This window comes from Citrobacter sp. Cf088, from assembly GCF_030334295.1.
Taxonomy (GTDB): domain Bacteria; phylum Pseudomonadota; class Gammaproteobacteria; order Enterobacterales; family Enterobacteriaceae; genus Citrobacter; species Citrobacter freundii.
The window spans coordinates 315,218-329,678 of record NZ_JAOWEE010000040.1; the positions used below are offsets into that span (position 1 = coordinate 315,218).

Sequence of the window (14,461 nt, forward strand, 5' to 3'; positions counted from 1 at the left end):
TGCGTCTAAATCGTGCATAACTTGACTATGTGCACTTCGCGGGATGGAAGACCATGAAATTTATTGGAAAGCTGCTTCTTTACGTGCTGATCGCCCTTGCAGTGGCGATCCTCGGCCTTTATTTTCTACTGCAAACCCGCTGGGGCGCAGAGCACGTCAGTGCCTGGGTTTCACAGAACAGCAGCTACCATCTGGCCTTTGATGCCATCGATCACCGGTTTTCTTCCCCTTCCCATATTCTGCTGGAAAACGTCACCTTTGGCCGGGATGGTCAGCCCGCCACGCTGGTCGCCAAAACGGTCGATATTGGACTCAGTAGCCGCCAAATCACCGACCCGCTGCACGTAGACACCATTTTGTTGCAAAACGGCACGCTGAATCTTTCCCAGCAAACCGCGCCGTTACCGTTTCAGGCCGATCGCCTGCAATTGCAGGATATGGCGCTTAACAGCCCCGGTAGCGAGTGGAACCTCAGCGCCCAGCGCGTTAACGGCGGCGTCATTCCCTGGAGCCCTGAAGCAGGTAAAATTCTCGGCAGCAAAGCGCAAATTCAGCTCAGCGCCAGTTCGTTGACGCTCAACGATGTCCCGACCACCAACGTCTTGATTGAAGGCAGCATTGACCATGACCGGGTGACGCTTAGCAATATTGGCGCAGACGTGGCGCGTGGAGCATTAACCGGCGTAGCGCAACGCAATGCCGACGGGAGCTGGGTAGTGGAGAATCTGCGCCTGAACGATATCCGGCTGCAAAGCGACAAATCGCTGGCCGACTTTTTTGCCCCGTTAAGCACCATTCCTTCCCTGCAAATTGGTCGTCTGGAAGTAACGGATGCCCGTCTGCAAGGCCCTGACTGGGCGGTGACGGATCTCGATCTGAGCTTGCGCAACATGACCTTCAGCAAGGACGACTGGCAAACTCAGGAAGGAAAATTGTCGATGAACGCCAGCGAGTTTATCTACGGCTCTCTGCACTTCTTCGATCCGATTCTGAACGCCGAGTTCTCACCACAGGGCATTGCGCTGCGCCAGTTCACCACCCGCTGGGAAGGCGGTATGGTCAGAACATCCGGAAACTGGCTACGCAGCAACAAAGCGCTGGTCCTCGATGATGCCGCTATTGCCGGTCTGGAATACACGCTGCCGGAAAACTGGAAGCAGCAGTGGATGAAACCTCTGCCAACATGGCTAAACAGCCTGACGCTGAAGAAATTCAGCGCCAGCCGCAATCTGGTAATTGATATCGACCCGAGTTTCCCGTGGCAGCTCACCGCGCTTGACGGTTACGGCGCTAACCTCGGGCTGGTACAGAACAATCAGTGGGGGATCTGGAGCGGGAGCGCCACCCTCAACGCCGCTGCTGCTACCTTTAACCGCACGGATGTACGTCGTCCTTCGCTGGCGCTGACGGCGAACAACAGCACCATCAATATCAGCGAACTGAGCGCCTATACGGAAAAAGGGCTGCTGGAGGCCACCGCCAGCATTTCGCAGTTGCCTCAGCGTCAGGCTCAGATCAGCCTGAACGGACGCGGCGTGCCAATGACGATCCTGCAGCAGTGGGGCTGGCCCGCACTGCCGCTTTCCGGCGATGGTAATATTCAGCTTACCGCCAGCGGCAATATTCAGGCCGATGCGCCGCTCAAGCCAACGGTCAGCGGGCAACTGCATGCGGTGAACGTGGAGAAACAGCAGGTCACGCAGACTATGCAGGCGGGTGTGGTTTCAGGGAGTGAAGTCACAGCACCACCACCTGCGCAATAATTTATTGCCCGGTGGCGCTTCGCTTACCGGGCTTACTCACGCTCATAAACGAATATATTCACTGCACAACAGCCACTTCACCGGCTCATCCTCTTCAATCGCCGGGAAGCGACCGCCAGGTTCCAGAAAGTGGTTGTCATGCTGGTCGTCATTGACCATCGAGATTTCCCAGCCCAGCACGAACGCCTTCTCCGCCCAAAAGCGATGATACAAGCGCGGCGGCAGGCACACCCCCTGTCCCGGTTTCAATACCAGCGTCTCGCCAGCGTCAACGGTACGCCGCTGACCATCGACGCTAACTTCAACAATACGCCGTGCGTCATACCCGTCATCAGGCGTGGCCCATGCCAGCTGCATACATAAGTCACCGCCGCCGCGATTCACGATATCTTCCATTTTATGGCGATGAAAATGCCATGGCGTTTGCTGATCCTGCTGAATTTGCAGCATCTTTTCGGCGTACGGTTTGGGGTAATCCGCTGACCCCATCAGACCATTGCGCAACGTCAGTAACGTCAGCCCCGTTTGCGCAAAATCACCGCGTCCGAAGTCAGTAACGTCCCAGCCCAACTGGAGAGCGCGCACTTCACGCCACAGAGTTTGATCCTGTTGCCGCCAGGCATCGATCGTAAAATACGCAAAATCAGGCAGACAGACCCGAAAAGTCTCGGCGATGGCATGCGCTTTATCGACGGCATAATTAATATGTGAACGCTTCATTCCACTTTTCCTTGTTGCGAAAGAGGCGGGTCGCCCCGCCTGCATGCCGTTAGTAAAGTGATGCTTTGCCGGTTGAACCGAACAATTTCATTTTGTGGCGGATCACGTCCCGCGCGGCGCTAATGGCTTCTGGGTAGATTACGTTCGGGTCCCACCAGGTTTCTTTTGCCAGGATTTCGCGGACTTTCTGGAAGTAGGCATATTTCATATCGCTGGAAATGTTGATTTTGCCAACACCCAGCGTGACGGATTCGGCAATTTCCGCATCCGGGTTCGCGGAACCACCGTGCAGCACCAGCGGAATATCCACACGCCCGGCGATGTCGCGCAGGATGTTCATTTGCAGCTCTGGCTGCATCCCTTTCGGGTAGATCCCGTGCGCGGTTCCAATCGCCACCGCCAGCGTGTCTGCACCGGTTCGGGCGATAAAATCCTCTGCCTGAGCAGGGTCGGTATAAGTAACCTTCGACACGCCGCCTTCCACTGACGTCCCGGTCTGACCAATCGTACCCAACTCCCCTTCCACAGAAACACCTACCGCATGCGCCAGCTTGACCACTTCGCGGGTCAGCGCCACGTTCTCTTCATACGGCAGCAGCGAGCCATCAATCATCACCGAGGTAAACCCACACTGAATCGCCCGCAGCACATGCTCAACCGAAGCGCCGTGGTCCAGATGCAGAGTAAACGGCACTGGGCTACGCATCGTGATATCACGGACGTAGCTAAAAAACGCATCGCCGACAAAATCATGTTCGCTGGGGTGAATGGAGATAATCGCCGGGGTGTTGGTCGCTTCCGCTTCTTCCACAACTGCACGTACAAAGCAGCTGTCCGCCACGTTGAATGCGCCGATAGCAAAACCGTGCTGACGAGTAGGTTGCAGTAATTCTTTCATCGAAACTAACATGTTAATTCTCCAGTTTCAGGGTGTAGAAAGCCCTGCCAGTGCGTCATCGCAGAGGCATAGAAGGCGTTACAGAAAATGAATCAGGCTTTGCCGATAGCGCCGCTGGCCTGCAGGTACGGAATAATGGCTTCCTCGCAGGCCTGCTCCATCAGGGCCAGGGCATCAACGAGCTCACCGGATGTGTCACGACACAGGGTATGCAGTAGCGCAGCCTTTCCGGCTTCGAAAACCGCCGCACCAACGTTTATCTTGGCGACGCCAAACGTCGGGCAACGCTGTAGCTGATCAAACGGCGTCCCGCTGCCACCATGCAGCGCCAGAGGTACAGTTGATAACCGGGCTATTTCCTCCAGCCGCAGGAAATCAATAGCAGGTGTGATACCCGGCGCGTACATGCCGTGTGCCGTACCCACCGACACCGCCAGCAAATCGATCCCGGTCTGTTGGATAAAGGGTTCCACGTCGGCGGCCTGAGTCATCAAATCAGCGTTAGCGGCATGGTCATAGCGCGGAGCATCGGCCAGATGGCCCAGCTCGCCTTCCACGCACAGAGAAACGCTGGCTGCGAGCTCGACCACTGCCCGGGTCTGGCGAATGTTCTCCTCCAGCGCAAAGGCGGAGGCATCGATCATTAACCCGCTGAATCCGGCGCGAAAAGCCTGACGAATGCGTACAGGATCCTTTCCATGATCCAGCGCCAGCGCGACCGGTACTGAGGCTTCCTCTGCCAGCGTTTTGACGACCGCAGCCGCTATCGGGGCCGGAAAATGCTCCAGATGCCCCTGATACAGATTCAGAATGATGGGCGCACGGTGTTTCTCTGCCACTCGAACCGCCGCGCGGGCGCTTTCCAGGTTCATGCAGTTGATGGCCAGCAGCGCGTACTGCTCGCGCCAGGCTTTCGTCACCATGCTTTTCATATCGGCAAACATACGGCCTCCGGTTATTCCAGGGTGAAGGTGATCTCTTCGTCTTTCAGTTTTTGATCGCTGAGTTCATCAAACTCTTCGTCACGCTCGGTCACCGGTTTCTTCCACAGCGACAACATGACACCGCAAATCACCGTGCCGATCCCCAGCGCCAGGCAAAACAGCAGCGGATGCGTAAAGAGCGGAACCACAAACATGCCGCCGTGCGGTACCGGGCTTTCGACACCCCACGCCATAATCAGGCCGCCCGCAATCGCCGAGGCCACCACGCAAGAGCCCACCACGCGCAACAGGTCGCGCGCTGCGATCGGAATGACCCCTTCGGTAATCATGCAGATCCCCATCGGGAATGCCGCCTTCAGCGCCTCACGTTCCGCACGGGTGTACTTGTTACGCGTCAGCAGGAAAGAGAGCGTAATGCCGAACGGAGGGATCATCGAACCAACAAACTTCACCGCTTCCGGACCGTACACACCGCTGACCAGCATGCCGTCAGCAAACAGCGACATGGTTTTATTCACCGGTCCGCCGAAATCGAATGTCGCCATCGCACCGAGGATAGCGCCCATCAGAAAGCGGGATCCGCCCTGCATGGACTCCAGCAGATGAATCAACGCGTCCTGCAGCCAGGCTATCGGCTTGCCAATCAGCGTCATCATCAACAGGCCGCCAATGACGGTACTCAGTACCGGCAACACCATGATGGGCATCAGCCCCTGCATCGACTGTGGCAAACGGATATAGCGCTTAAGTAGCAGTACGGTATAACCGACCAGGAACCCGCCCAGCATCCCGCCGATAAAACCGGTATGAATTTCGCCGCAAACAAAGCCGACAATCAGGCCCGGCGCAAATCCGGGACGATCGGCAATGGAGTACGCAATCGCCGCACTAATCAGCGGTACGATTAACCCCATCCCCCAGCCGCCAATCTGGTTGAGCATCCAGGGTATGGTTCCTGTTTTTTCACCCACGTTAGTGCCGCCAAGTATTTGCCCGAGAGCAATACAGATCCCGGCGGCGACAATTAACGGGATCATCCACGAAATCCCCGTTAATAAATGTCTTTTTATTTCCTGAGATAGCGGAATTTTATTTTCACTCATGTGAAACCCCTCCAGAATGAGGATCGCTACTGGTTATTATTAACTAATGATTTTTCGACCTTTTCAAGAAACTGAATGGGCGATTTTATGACGATTTCGGTTTTCACTCGCACGATGCGTTTATTTGAAAATCGTTCCTCCCCTTTTATTTTGACATCGACAGCAAGAATTACGACATCAGCTGCAGAAATATCCTCTGTCAGCAGTTCGTTCTCCGTGCCGATAGTTCCCTGGGTTTCAACTCTTATATTATGACCAAGCGCTTTAGCACCTTTAATTAGCTTCTCACGGGCAATATAGGTGTGCGCAATACCCGCCGTACAGGCGGCAACACAAACAATATTCATAACATGCTCCACTTTTTATTTAGCAGACATTGGATTCAGCATATTGGCTAAAAAGCTCAATAATTTTCTGTGGACTGCTTTCGACTAACAGTTGTTCAATAATGTCGTCATCCGCCAACGCGCCGGCAACCTGCGAAAGCAGACGAATATGTGTAGTGTTTTGATCTTCAAGACGTACGGCAAACAGAATGATGCAGCGCACGTTGCTGCCATCCAGGGTTTCCCAGGGAATATCCTGGCGGGTACGCCCAATTGCCAGCGTGGTATTGACCACTGCCGAGGATTTCCCATGCGGGATCGCAATATGATTTTCGAAGCCGGTCGAGCCTTCTGATTCACGCTGCCAGACATCCTGAATAAACGTTTCCCGACAGCTAATTGCCCCATCTTTCTGCAGAATATCCGTCAGTTCCTCAATAGCCTCCGTTTTGTTTGTGGCCTTCATGTCCAAAATAACGCGATTTGTATTGAGTATTTTCGTGATGTCCATCAATCATACCTCATGGAGTTCAGACATTAATTTTCGACGACCAGCGACGTCGCCCGATGTAATTTTTCCGTAATAACCGTTTCTGTTACCCGCTTAATATCTGCATCATTGAAAAAGGCGGTGACATACACGACCGGCATAGCAACAGCAGGTAAATTTATCGTCGATACCACCAGTTCAATATCGTCAGTCAGTACGGAGGGCAGGCTGCCTGCCGATACCACGCCGACGATAGTCCAGTCCGGAAAGGCGCGCAGAATACGGCTTTTGAGTAAGTGAGAGGTGCCAATACCGGTTGAGCAGACCAGCAGCACACGCTTACGCGCTATCTGCCGCTCCATTGCGGCTTGAAAATGCACGGTTAAATATCCCACCTCATCTTCCGACACGGGCCGCTCGCCCCAACCGCTAAACACCCGATTCACCGCGCACTGGGTCAGACGCCACACGTCCTGCAACTCGCCTTTAATATCCTCCAGCAGCGGATTACGAATGCGGATCTGGTAGTTCAGGCGGTTAATCAGCGGCTTAATGTGGATCAGCAATCCGTCATACAGCGCCGTGTCCTGGCTAAGATCGCTGTCGACCATCTCGGCAAAGGAGGCAATCAACCGATGGGTAATCAAACGCGCTTCGTCGCTAGAGTGCATATGGCCAATCACGCTCACGTCGTTATGCTCTTCAATTACCACGCCGGAAGAGATAATGTATTGATAAATAAACCAGACTTCGTCTTCCGGTAGCGGGTGGGCAATGCGTTTTTCAATATGTTGAATCATCCGGCTGGCAATGGAAAAAATATTCTCGTCACATGAGGTGATATTTTCATCTTTTCTCGGCAGCGCATTGCCCCGCGTGATGCGGTACATCATGATCAAAATATGGGTAAAGATATTGACGTAATAAGGCTCGCCCAGAGACCAGCACAGGTCGTTCTCCATTTCCTGCAATAACGTCTGGACAAATAAAACATCTTCTTCGCCAAAGTAATGCACTAAGGCTTTATAACTGCCCGGGTCAAGGCGTGAATAAACCACGTTACCAGGTTCATTATGGTTAATCACGCCGTTAATCAGCGACGCCATCGCCTGGCGTACACCGCTCTCGCTGCCTTCGATATGCGTGCCGCTCTGACTGCGAATCAACGACAGGCCCAGTGGGGTAATCCAGGATTCAATTACTTTCAGATCATTAACAATCGATGCGCTACTAATGAAATAACGTTCGGATAATTTACTGATCGACGTTTCATGCGGCGTTTCGCTTAATAACTGTGAGGCTATCTTGACTCGCCGTGAATTATTCATCATGCCGTCAGTATCATCACCTTCCGATCCTAATAACTGATCCATATATAAAAGGTCGGTAATATTATCGGAACTTAATATCACCCCAGCACCAGCACGTTTATCGATGGTTATTTTCCATTCTGATAACCATGGTTCCAGTAAGCGCAGATCGCGCTGCACAGTTTTCTCTGAAACAGATAAATACTCGGCAATTTTCAGCAGCGTGACATATTCCTTCTTAGACAGAAGAAACTTTAATAATCTGTTTTGTCGCGAGGTAATCATTTGCATTATTTACCCTTATCACACACCAGATTAAATAGCTAAAGAAGCGCTTATGCTCCACGTGTAATCCGTGATGATAAATATAAGAGGACTACGATGCGTCAACAATACTAAATCGTGTCCAGTAATCCGGACAGAAATAAGACAAAAAGAGGAAATAGTGAGATATTTACGGCGCAGATCACATTTTTCGCGGGAATCAGAGTGATACCGCTCGCAAATATGCAGAGATAAAAATTTAATTCAGGATGTTTTGGATTTTCAGATCTGGAATGCTGCTCGCAGCGTGGGCCGGATAAAACGCATCCGGCACCTCGTCGACACATACTTACAAGGTAATCGTCAGCTCACTGCCCTGTGGAGTAATAACTACACCCAGCTCGCTGCCCATATGCGACCCGCATTTAATGCCGCCAATTTCCTGAATATTTCGCAGGCACAGCGTCCAGTTACGTGCCTCACCGTTCCCTTTCACAGTGATGGTATTACCTACACGCGTCGCCTTCAGCGTGAAGATAACCGAGCCGTCCATCGCAGGCACTTCACACACCGCTTCCCGGCCCTCCTGCAGATGGAACAGCTGGAACGCAGTTCCTTCATGCCAGGCGTAGTCCGGCTTCTGGTTATTGCTGCCCAGCGCCAGCAGGGTGTTTTCACGCACGTAGACTGGCAGGCTCAGGAAGTCATGCTGCTGCTTATGCCAGCGACTGCCAGACACCTCGTCGTTACGCCACAGATGCGTCCAGCGTCCTTCCGGCAGGTAGAACTGCACATCACCCGCCTCGCTAAACACCGGCGCAACCATCACGCTATCACCCAGCATGTACTGGCGGTCGAGGTAATCACATGCCGGATCATCCGGGAACTCCAGCATCATTGCGCGCATCATCGGCGTTCCGAGCTCATTGGCGCGCGCCGCTTCGCGATACAGGTACGGCATCATGCGGCATTTCTGCTCGGTGAAATAGCGCACCACATCGCAGGATTCGTCATCGTACGCCCACGGCACACGGTAGGATTTGCTCCCGTGCAGACGACTATGGCTGGAGAGCAGCCCGAACGCACACCAGCGCTTGTAGACGTGCGCTGGGGCGGTATTCTCAAAGCCGCCAATATCGTGACTCCAGAAGCCAAAGCCGGACAGACCAATGGACAACCCGCCGCGCAGGCTTTCGGCCATCGATTCATAGTTGGCATAGCAGTCGCCGCCCCAATGCACCGGAAACTGCTGCGCGCCGACCGAAGCTGAACGGGCAAACAGGACCGCCTCTTCTTCACCGACAGTCTTTTTCAGCACGTTCCACACCAGTTCGTTGTAGATGTACGCATAATGGTTGTGCATTTTCTGCGGATCGGCACCGTCAAACCACTGAACGTCAGTAGGAATGCGTTCACCAAAGTCAGTTTTGAAGCAGTCAACGCCGATATCCACCAGACCTTTCAGCTTGTTGGCATACCACTCACAGGCTTGCGGATTAGTGAAGTCATAAATCGCCAGGCCCGGCTGCCATTTATCCCATTGCCACAGGGAACCATCCGGCCGCTTGAGCAGATAGCCCTTCTCTTTCAGCTCGTTGAAAATCGGTGATTTTTGCCCGATATACGGGTTGATCCACACGCAAACCTTCAGCCCTTTCTCTTTCAGGCGGCGGATCATGCCTTCCGGGTCCGGGAAGGTCAGCGGATCCCACTCAAAGTCGCACCACTGGAAGGCTTTCATCCAGAAGCAGTCAAAGTGAAAAACGTGCAGCGGCAGATTGCGCTCGGCCATGCCGTCGATAAAGCTGTTGACCGTCGCTTCGTCGTAATTGGTGGTGAACGAGGTGGTCAGCCACAGGCCGAACGACCAGGCGGGCGGCAGCGCGGGACGGCCAGTAAATTGGGTATAACGGTTCAACACGTCCTTCGGCGTTGGGCCGTCGATGACGAAATATTCCAGATACTCACTTTCCACGCTGAACTGCACTTTCGACACTTTCTCAGAGCCGATTTCAAACGACACGCACTGCGGGTGATTCACCAGCACACCGTAGCCACGGTTGGTGATATAGAATGGGATGTTCTTGTAAGATTGCTCGGTGCTGGTGCCGCCGTCACGGTTCCAGGTTTCCACCGTTTGCCCGTTACGCACCAGCGCGGTAAAGCGCTCGCCCAGACCGTACACCGTTTCACCGACGCCGAGATCCAGGCGTTCAAACATATAGTTTTTCCCGCTGTTGGTGTCCTGGACGTAGCCGTTGTTTTTCAGCTGGCTGCCGGTAATACGTTCGCCGTTACGCAGGAAATCCAGCGACCAGAATTCCCCTTTGGTTACGCGCACGCTCAGGTTACCGCTCTTCAGTTCGGCAATCTCAGCGGTGTTGCGCATCTCGACCTTCACATCCTGCAGCACATTGAGCGGGTAATGCGGACCGGTATCCAGCGCCCCCTGGAAGTGCTCCATACGCACACCGACCACGCCTTCCTGCGGTGAGAAAAAGCGCAGGGTGAAGAGTGGAGTATCCAGTTGCCAGGTACGTTCGCGCACATCGCGCGGCGCAACGTAGACAATCATCTCGTTACCCTGCTGTTCGACCTCGAATACCTGAATCGGGTTAATCACGTTCAGACCGGGCTGAATCAGCCAGTTTCCATCGCTAATTTTCATCATCGGTTCCTTAGTTCTGTAATTCTTTCGTCGTAAAATCCTGCTGATTGCGGCGCGCGCCCTGCGCCAGTTGGCTCATGATTTCAGTCAGATACGGGGTTTTTAGGGTGTAGAAGCGTTTGGCGATCACGGCACTCAGCAGGTAGCAAATAGCCGGGACTATGGTGAACAGCGCGATGATGATGCTAATGGTGGCGCCGTTCTGGGTTTTCGCTGCGGCGTCGTAGCCCCCACCTGCCAGCATCCAGCCGATCAGCGCCCCACCGAGCGCCAGACCCAGCTTGAGCACGAACAGCGTGCCCGCAAAGCTGATCCCCGTCAGACGTTTTCCGTTGCACCACTCGCCGTAATCCACGGTGTCGGACATCATTACCCACTGAATTGGCGTCACGAGCTGATGCAGTACGCCAATCACGAAGATGAAGACGAACATAGTGATGTTGGCGTGCATCGGTACGAAGAACATCGCCAGACTGACGACCGCCAGCGCGGCGTTGGTCCACCAGAAGACGCTGACTTTGCATTTCCAGTCGGTCAGCGGCTTCGCCAGCGCAGAGCCGATCAGATTGCCGACGCAATAGGTGGTGAGGAAGGCGACAAACACTTCTGGCGTGCCCAGAATCCAGGTGACGTAATACATCATCGCCCCGCCGCGTACGCAGACAGCAAGGATGTTGAGAATGGTCAGCAGGCCGACGATGCGCCATTGATCGTTCTGCCAGATGTCGCGCAGGTCTTCACGCATTGAGTTGCTGCTCGGCGGCGCTTCCACGCGTTCTTTGGTGGTGAAAAAGCAAAACGCCAGCATCAGGAAGGCCACAACCGAGAGCACGGCAATCCCGCCCTGAAAGCCGAACGCTTTATCCTCGCCGCCAATCAGATTCACCAGCGGCATCATCAATACGGTGGAGAGCATGCCGCCCGCAGTTGCCAGCACAAAGCGCCATGACTGCAGGGAGATACGCTGCGTGGGGTCATTGGTGATGACGCCGCCCAGCGCGCAATAGGGAATATTCACCACGGTGTAGAGCAGGGTCAGCAGGGTGTAGGTGATTGCGGCATAAATCATTTTGCCATGCAGGCTGAGATCCGGAGTGCTGTAGGCGAGCACACAGACCAGACCAAACGGCAGTGCGCCAAACAGTACCCACGGGCGAAATTTCCCCCAGCGCGACCGGGTGCGGTCGGCGAGCAGTCCCATGCAAGGGTCTGAGATAGCATCCAGCGCGCGGGCCAGCAGGAACATGGTGCCGACAAATCCGGCCGGAATACCAAAAATATCGGTATAGAAGAACATCATATATAACATGACGTTATCGAAGATAATGTGGCTCGCCGCATCGCCCATTCCGTAGCCAATCTTCTCTTTAACGGACAAAATCTCACTTTTCATTACGCATCCTTGTTAGCACTTTCACACGCACTGATACCGGTTACAGTTCTTGTAAACCATCCCTGTGAGCGCGGGTATTCCGATATCTCGTTATCAAATTACGATTCTTGTTTTCTGTGATCAGAGTTGCGTCGAAAAATGTGATGAAATGTAACTACCGGATTTATTGAGGATTTATATGAAACCGATCATGGCAAGACAAAAGGGAAGTTAAAAAAGTGAGTGAGGGGGTGTGGAAACCCCAGGAAGTAGCTATAATGCGCCCCGCCTCCATGTAGCAATCGAGGCGCGGAAGATCGTCATCTCCGGTGAGGTGGCTGGACTTCAAATCCAGTTGGGGGCGCCAGCGTTCCCGGGCAGGTTCGACTCCTGTGATCTTCCGCCAAAATGCCTCATGTTAGTTCTTCTTAAATCACATCTCTTTTTAGCTTTCTATATCCAGGATCGATCTCTGGCATACTACGTTGATTGCAGCGTTATAAGTCTGGTTAAAACGGAGGCGACATGACAGATAAACACCTACCACAATCCCCGACAGGCGAATTTATTATGTTTGCCAGCAGTGATGGGAGAGTACGTGTTGAATGCCGCTTTGAGTCAGACACTATTTGGTTATCTCAGGCGGCAATAGCTGAATTGTATGATAAAGACGTTCGCACCATTAACGAGCATTTAATCAACATTTTTTCTGAAGGTGAACTTACTCAAAATTCAACTATCCGGAAATTCCGGATAGTTCGCCAGGAAGGAAAGCGTCAGGTTTCAAGAGAGATAGATCACTATAATCTGGAAGCTATCCTCGCTGTCGGCTACCGCGTTCGCTCCCCTCGCGGCACGCAATTCCGCCAGTGGGCAACCCAAACACTTCAGGAATACCTGATCAAAGGTTTTGTGATGGACGACGAGCGGCTGAAAAATCCGCCTGTTGGTTCTTCGGCTGTACCTGACTATTTCGATGAGATGCTGGAACGCATCCGCGATATTCGGGCCAGCGAGCGCCGGGTTTATTTACGGGTGCGGGAGATCTTTGCGTTAGCTGCCGACTATCAACCGTCGCTAAAAGAAACCACACAGTTTTTTCAAACCATCCAGAACAAACTACATTTCGCCTGTACTGGCCATACTGCTGCTGAACTCATCCACAAACGGGCTGACGCCAGCAAATCGCATATGGGATTAACCAGCTACAAAGGTGAAGAGGTACGTAAGGGTGACGTGACGGTGGCAAAAAATTATCTCACCCAGGATGAGGTCAGCGAACTCAACCGCGTAGTTAACATGTGGCTGGATTTTGCCGAGGATCAGGCCCGTCGCCGTCAGCAGGTCTTTTTACGCGACTGGCAGGATAAGCTGGATCAGTTCCTGCAATTCAACGACCGCGAGGTTTTGCAAGGCGCAGGTAAAGTCAGTAAGAAAATGGCCGATGAAAAAGCGCAGGCAGAATATGGTCAATTTGCTGAACAACAACGACGCTTAAAAGAAGCCGAAGGTGAGAAGGATATAGTGGAGTTGTTACAGTGGAAAGCAGAATCTAAAAAGTAACACAGATGCCCCCAAACCCCACAAGAAAAACCATTTGGGGGTGCTTATGGGGGTTACTTATTTATTAAATAAAAAACATCAACATTAAATCAATAAATTAACCATCAAATACGACTCCTGTGATCTCCTCCAAAATTCTTCTATACCCATTCTATTACATCAAAAATTCCTTTTAGTTCGCTCCTCTTGGAGAGTACCAAAATCATCCTAATTGCGTTAAAACAAAGCAATCCTGTACAGAATACTAAACTTTTTCACCAGAATATCTCTGTCTTCATGGAGTCTATAGGATTTATTTATAGACCTTCCGGGAATGAATCACCTGATTCAATCAAACAAAGTAGTATAGTGCGACATGTTAGTCTACTGGGAATAAAATTATCATATAATTATTATTTTCAATTACATTTAATGCTGTGGTAGTTTCCCATTATAGATATCATTAACTATGTCATTAATCTCTTTATATTTTATATCATACAACTCTGCATAATATTTATTACCCTCTCCAGCAGGTTTAAAATTATAATCTTTAGTTTCAGCTGAAATATTCTTAATAATTACATGCATTGTTTCAACATATCCAAACCATTGCACTAATAAAACCTGTAATTGAAAGATAACTTTAACAAAGTTACCATCATGAATATATTCATTTAACCTTAAATAATGATGAGCAAGGACATTGTTCATCGATATATAGTCTGAAATTATTCTTTTTTCTTCTGAGTTAAATAACCTTTCAGATTTTATAAAATCGTTATTGAATACAGTTATATTATCTATCCCCTGAAGCCCTAGACTTTTTACTCCTTTACTTAAACCACCATTCTTAAGTATCTCAACCCAAAAATAAAACTCACTCTGTATGCTATTCAAAATCAACTCACTTTTCTCAAACTGTGTTGATAAGTGGAGCATAACATTTCGTTTATGTTTTTTTCTCAGCTCTACAATTACTCCACCATGAGTATATAATGCCCAATAAAAAACCTGATAGAGTAAATATTGTGTTTATTAAAATATCCATAACTTCAATT

General features: G+C 51.5%; 13 protein-coding genes and 1 tRNA gene. 3 read left to right on the forward strand and 11 right to left on the reverse strand.

Going from position 1 to position 14,461, the window contains the following annotated elements; all coding sequences use genetic code 11:
* The first annotated feature begins 53 nt into the window (after positions 1 to 53).
* Positions 54 to 1,763 (forward strand): AsmA family protein, encoded by a 1,710-nt coding sequence (locus OGV71_RS06790; RefSeq protein ID WP_003844524.1) that lies wholly within the window; start codon positions 54 to 56, stop codon positions 1,761 to 1,763.
* A gap of 42 nt (positions 1,764 to 1,805) precedes the next feature.
* Here the strand turns inward: OGV71_RS06790 and OGV71_RS06795 are convergent, their stop codons facing one another.
* The 9 genes from OGV71_RS06795 to OGV71_RS06835 all read right to left on the reverse strand — a co-directional run bounded on the left by OGV71_RS06795 (position 1,806) and on the right by OGV71_RS06835 (position 11,879).
* A complete protein-coding gene (locus tag OGV71_RS06795) occupies positions 1,806 to 2,483 on the reverse strand; it encodes a D-lyxose/D-mannose family sugar isomerase (protein WP_003844523.1) in 678 nt (225 codons plus the stop codon).
* A 49-nt stretch (positions 2,484 to 2,532) separates the two neighbouring features.
* The gene (locus OGV71_RS06800; protein WP_003827236.1) at positions 2,533 to 3,393 is read right to left on the reverse strand and encodes a ketose-bisphosphate aldolase; all 861 of its coding nucleotides are present in this window, start codon (positions 3,391 to 3,393) and stop codon (positions 2,533 to 2,535) included.
* A gap of 80 nt (positions 3,394 to 3,473) precedes the next feature.
* Positions 3,474 to 4,325 (reverse strand): class II fructose-bisphosphate aldolase, encoded by an 852-nt coding sequence (locus OGV71_RS06805; protein WP_003024015.1) that lies wholly within the window; start codon positions 4,323 to 4,325, stop codon positions 3,474 to 3,476.
* Positions 4,326 to 4,336: 11 nt separating this feature from the next.
* Positions 4,337 to 5,428: a PTS fructose transporter subunit IIC gene (locus OGV71_RS06810; protein ID WP_204583170.1), complete on the reverse strand. Its 1,092-nt coding sequence runs from the start codon at positions 5,426 to 5,428 to the stop codon at positions 4,337 to 4,339.
* 26 nt (positions 5,429 to 5,454) lie between these two features.
* Entirely contained in the window at positions 5,455 to 5,775 is a 321-nt protein-coding gene (locus OGV71_RS06815; protein WP_003844521.1) for a PTS fructose transporter subunit IIB, read from the reverse strand.
* 19 nt (positions 5,776 to 5,794) lie between these two features.
* Entirely contained in the window at positions 5,795 to 6,265 is a 471-nt protein-coding gene (locus tag OGV71_RS06820; protein ID WP_003024008.1) for a PTS sugar transporter subunit IIA, read from the reverse strand.
* Positions 6,266 to 6,291: 26 nt separating this feature from the next.
* Entirely contained in the window at positions 6,292 to 7,845 is a 1,554-nt protein-coding gene (locus OGV71_RS06825) for a BglG family transcription antiterminator (RefSeq protein ID WP_003024005.1), read from the reverse strand.
* Positions 7,846 to 8,167: 322 nt separating this feature from the next.
* Positions 8,168 to 10,486 (reverse strand): alpha-xylosidase, encoded by a 2,319-nt coding sequence (gene yicI, locus OGV71_RS06830; protein WP_204583169.1) that lies wholly within the window; start codon positions 10,484 to 10,486, stop codon positions 8,168 to 8,170.
* Positions 10,487 to 10,496: 10 nt separating this feature from the next.
* Positions 10,497 to 11,879 (reverse strand): glycoside-pentoside-hexuronide family transporter, encoded by a 1,383-nt coding sequence (locus OGV71_RS06835; protein ID WP_071698839.1) that lies wholly within the window; start codon positions 11,877 to 11,879, stop codon positions 10,497 to 10,499.
* A 290-nt stretch (positions 11,880 to 12,169) separates the two neighbouring features.
* Between OGV71_RS06835 and OGV71_RS06840 the strand changes: the two genes are divergently transcribed.
* Together OGV71_RS06840 and OGV71_RS06845 are read left to right on the forward strand one after the other, a co-directional pair.
* A tRNA-Sec gene (locus OGV71_RS06840) sits at positions 12,170 to 12,264 on the forward strand.
* 119 nt (positions 12,265 to 12,383) lie between these two features.
* Entirely contained in the window at positions 12,384 to 13,421 is a 1,038-nt protein-coding gene (locus OGV71_RS06845) for a virulence RhuM family protein (protein WP_286532920.1), read from the forward strand.
* A 408-nt stretch (positions 13,422 to 13,829) separates the two neighbouring features.
* Here the strand turns inward: OGV71_RS06845 and OGV71_RS06850 are convergent, their stop codons facing one another.
* Both OGV71_RS06850 and OGV71_RS25470 read right to left on the reverse strand, forming a co-directional pair.
* Positions 13,830 to 14,342, reverse strand: coding sequence for a hypothetical protein (locus tag OGV71_RS06850; RefSeq protein WP_286532922.1), 513 nt, complete (start codon positions 14,340 to 14,342; stop codon positions 13,830 to 13,832).
* 10 nt (positions 14,343 to 14,352) lie between these two features.
* Entirely contained in the window at positions 14,353 to 14,451 is a 99-nt protein-coding gene (locus OGV71_RS25470; protein ID WP_353622291.1) for a YqaE/Pmp3 family membrane protein, read from the reverse strand.
* Positions 14,452 to 14,461 lie beyond the last annotated feature (10 nt).

Coding starts and splice junctions, on each gene's coding strand:
- OGV71_RS06805 (WP_003024015.1), bottom strand. CDS start 4,325: ATGTTTGCCGATATGAAAAGCATGGTGACGAAAGCCTGGCGCGAGCAG.
- OGV71_RS06800 (WP_003827236.1), bottom strand. CDS start 3,393: ATGTTAGTTTCGATGAAAGAATTACTGCAACCTACTCGTCAGCACGGT.
- OGV71_RS25470 (WP_353622291.1), bottom strand. CDS start 14,451: ATGGATATTTTAATAAACACAATATTTACTCTATCAGGTTTTTTATTG.
- OGV71_RS06815 (WP_003844521.1), bottom strand. CDS start 5,775: ATGAATATTGTTTGTGTTGCCGCCTGTACGGCGGGTATTGCGCACACC.
- OGV71_RS06835 (WP_071698839.1), bottom strand. CDS start 11,879: ATGAAAAGTGAGATTTTGTCCGTTAAAGAGAAGATTGGCTACGGAATG.
- OGV71_RS06850 (WP_286532922.1), bottom strand. CDS start 14,342: ATGCTCCACTTATCAACACAGTTTGAGAAAAGTGAGTTGATTTTGAAT.
- OGV71_RS06795 (WP_003844523.1), bottom strand. CDS start 2,483: ATGAAGCGTTCACATATTAATTATGCCGTCGATAAAGCGCATGCCATC.
- yicI (WP_204583169.1), bottom strand. CDS start 10,486: ATGAAAATTAGCGATGGAAACTGGCTGATTCAGCCCGGTCTGAACGTG.
- OGV71_RS06820 (WP_003024008.1), bottom strand. CDS start 6,265: ATGGACATCACGAAAATACTCAATACAAATCGCGTTATTTTGGACATG.
- OGV71_RS06810 (WP_204583170.1), bottom strand. CDS start 5,428: ATGAGTGAAAATAAAATTCCGCTATCTCAGGAAATAAAAAGACATTTA.
- OGV71_RS06845 (WP_286532920.1), top strand. CDS start 12,384: ATGACAGATAAACACCTACCACAATCCCCGACAGGCGAATTTATTATG.
- OGV71_RS06825 (WP_003024005.1), bottom strand. CDS start 7,845: ATGCAAATGATTACCTCGCGACAAAACAGATTATTAAAGTTTCTTCTG.
- OGV71_RS06790 (WP_003844524.1), top strand. CDS start 54: ATGAAATTTATTGGAAAGCTGCTTCTTTACGTGCTGATCGCCCTTGCA.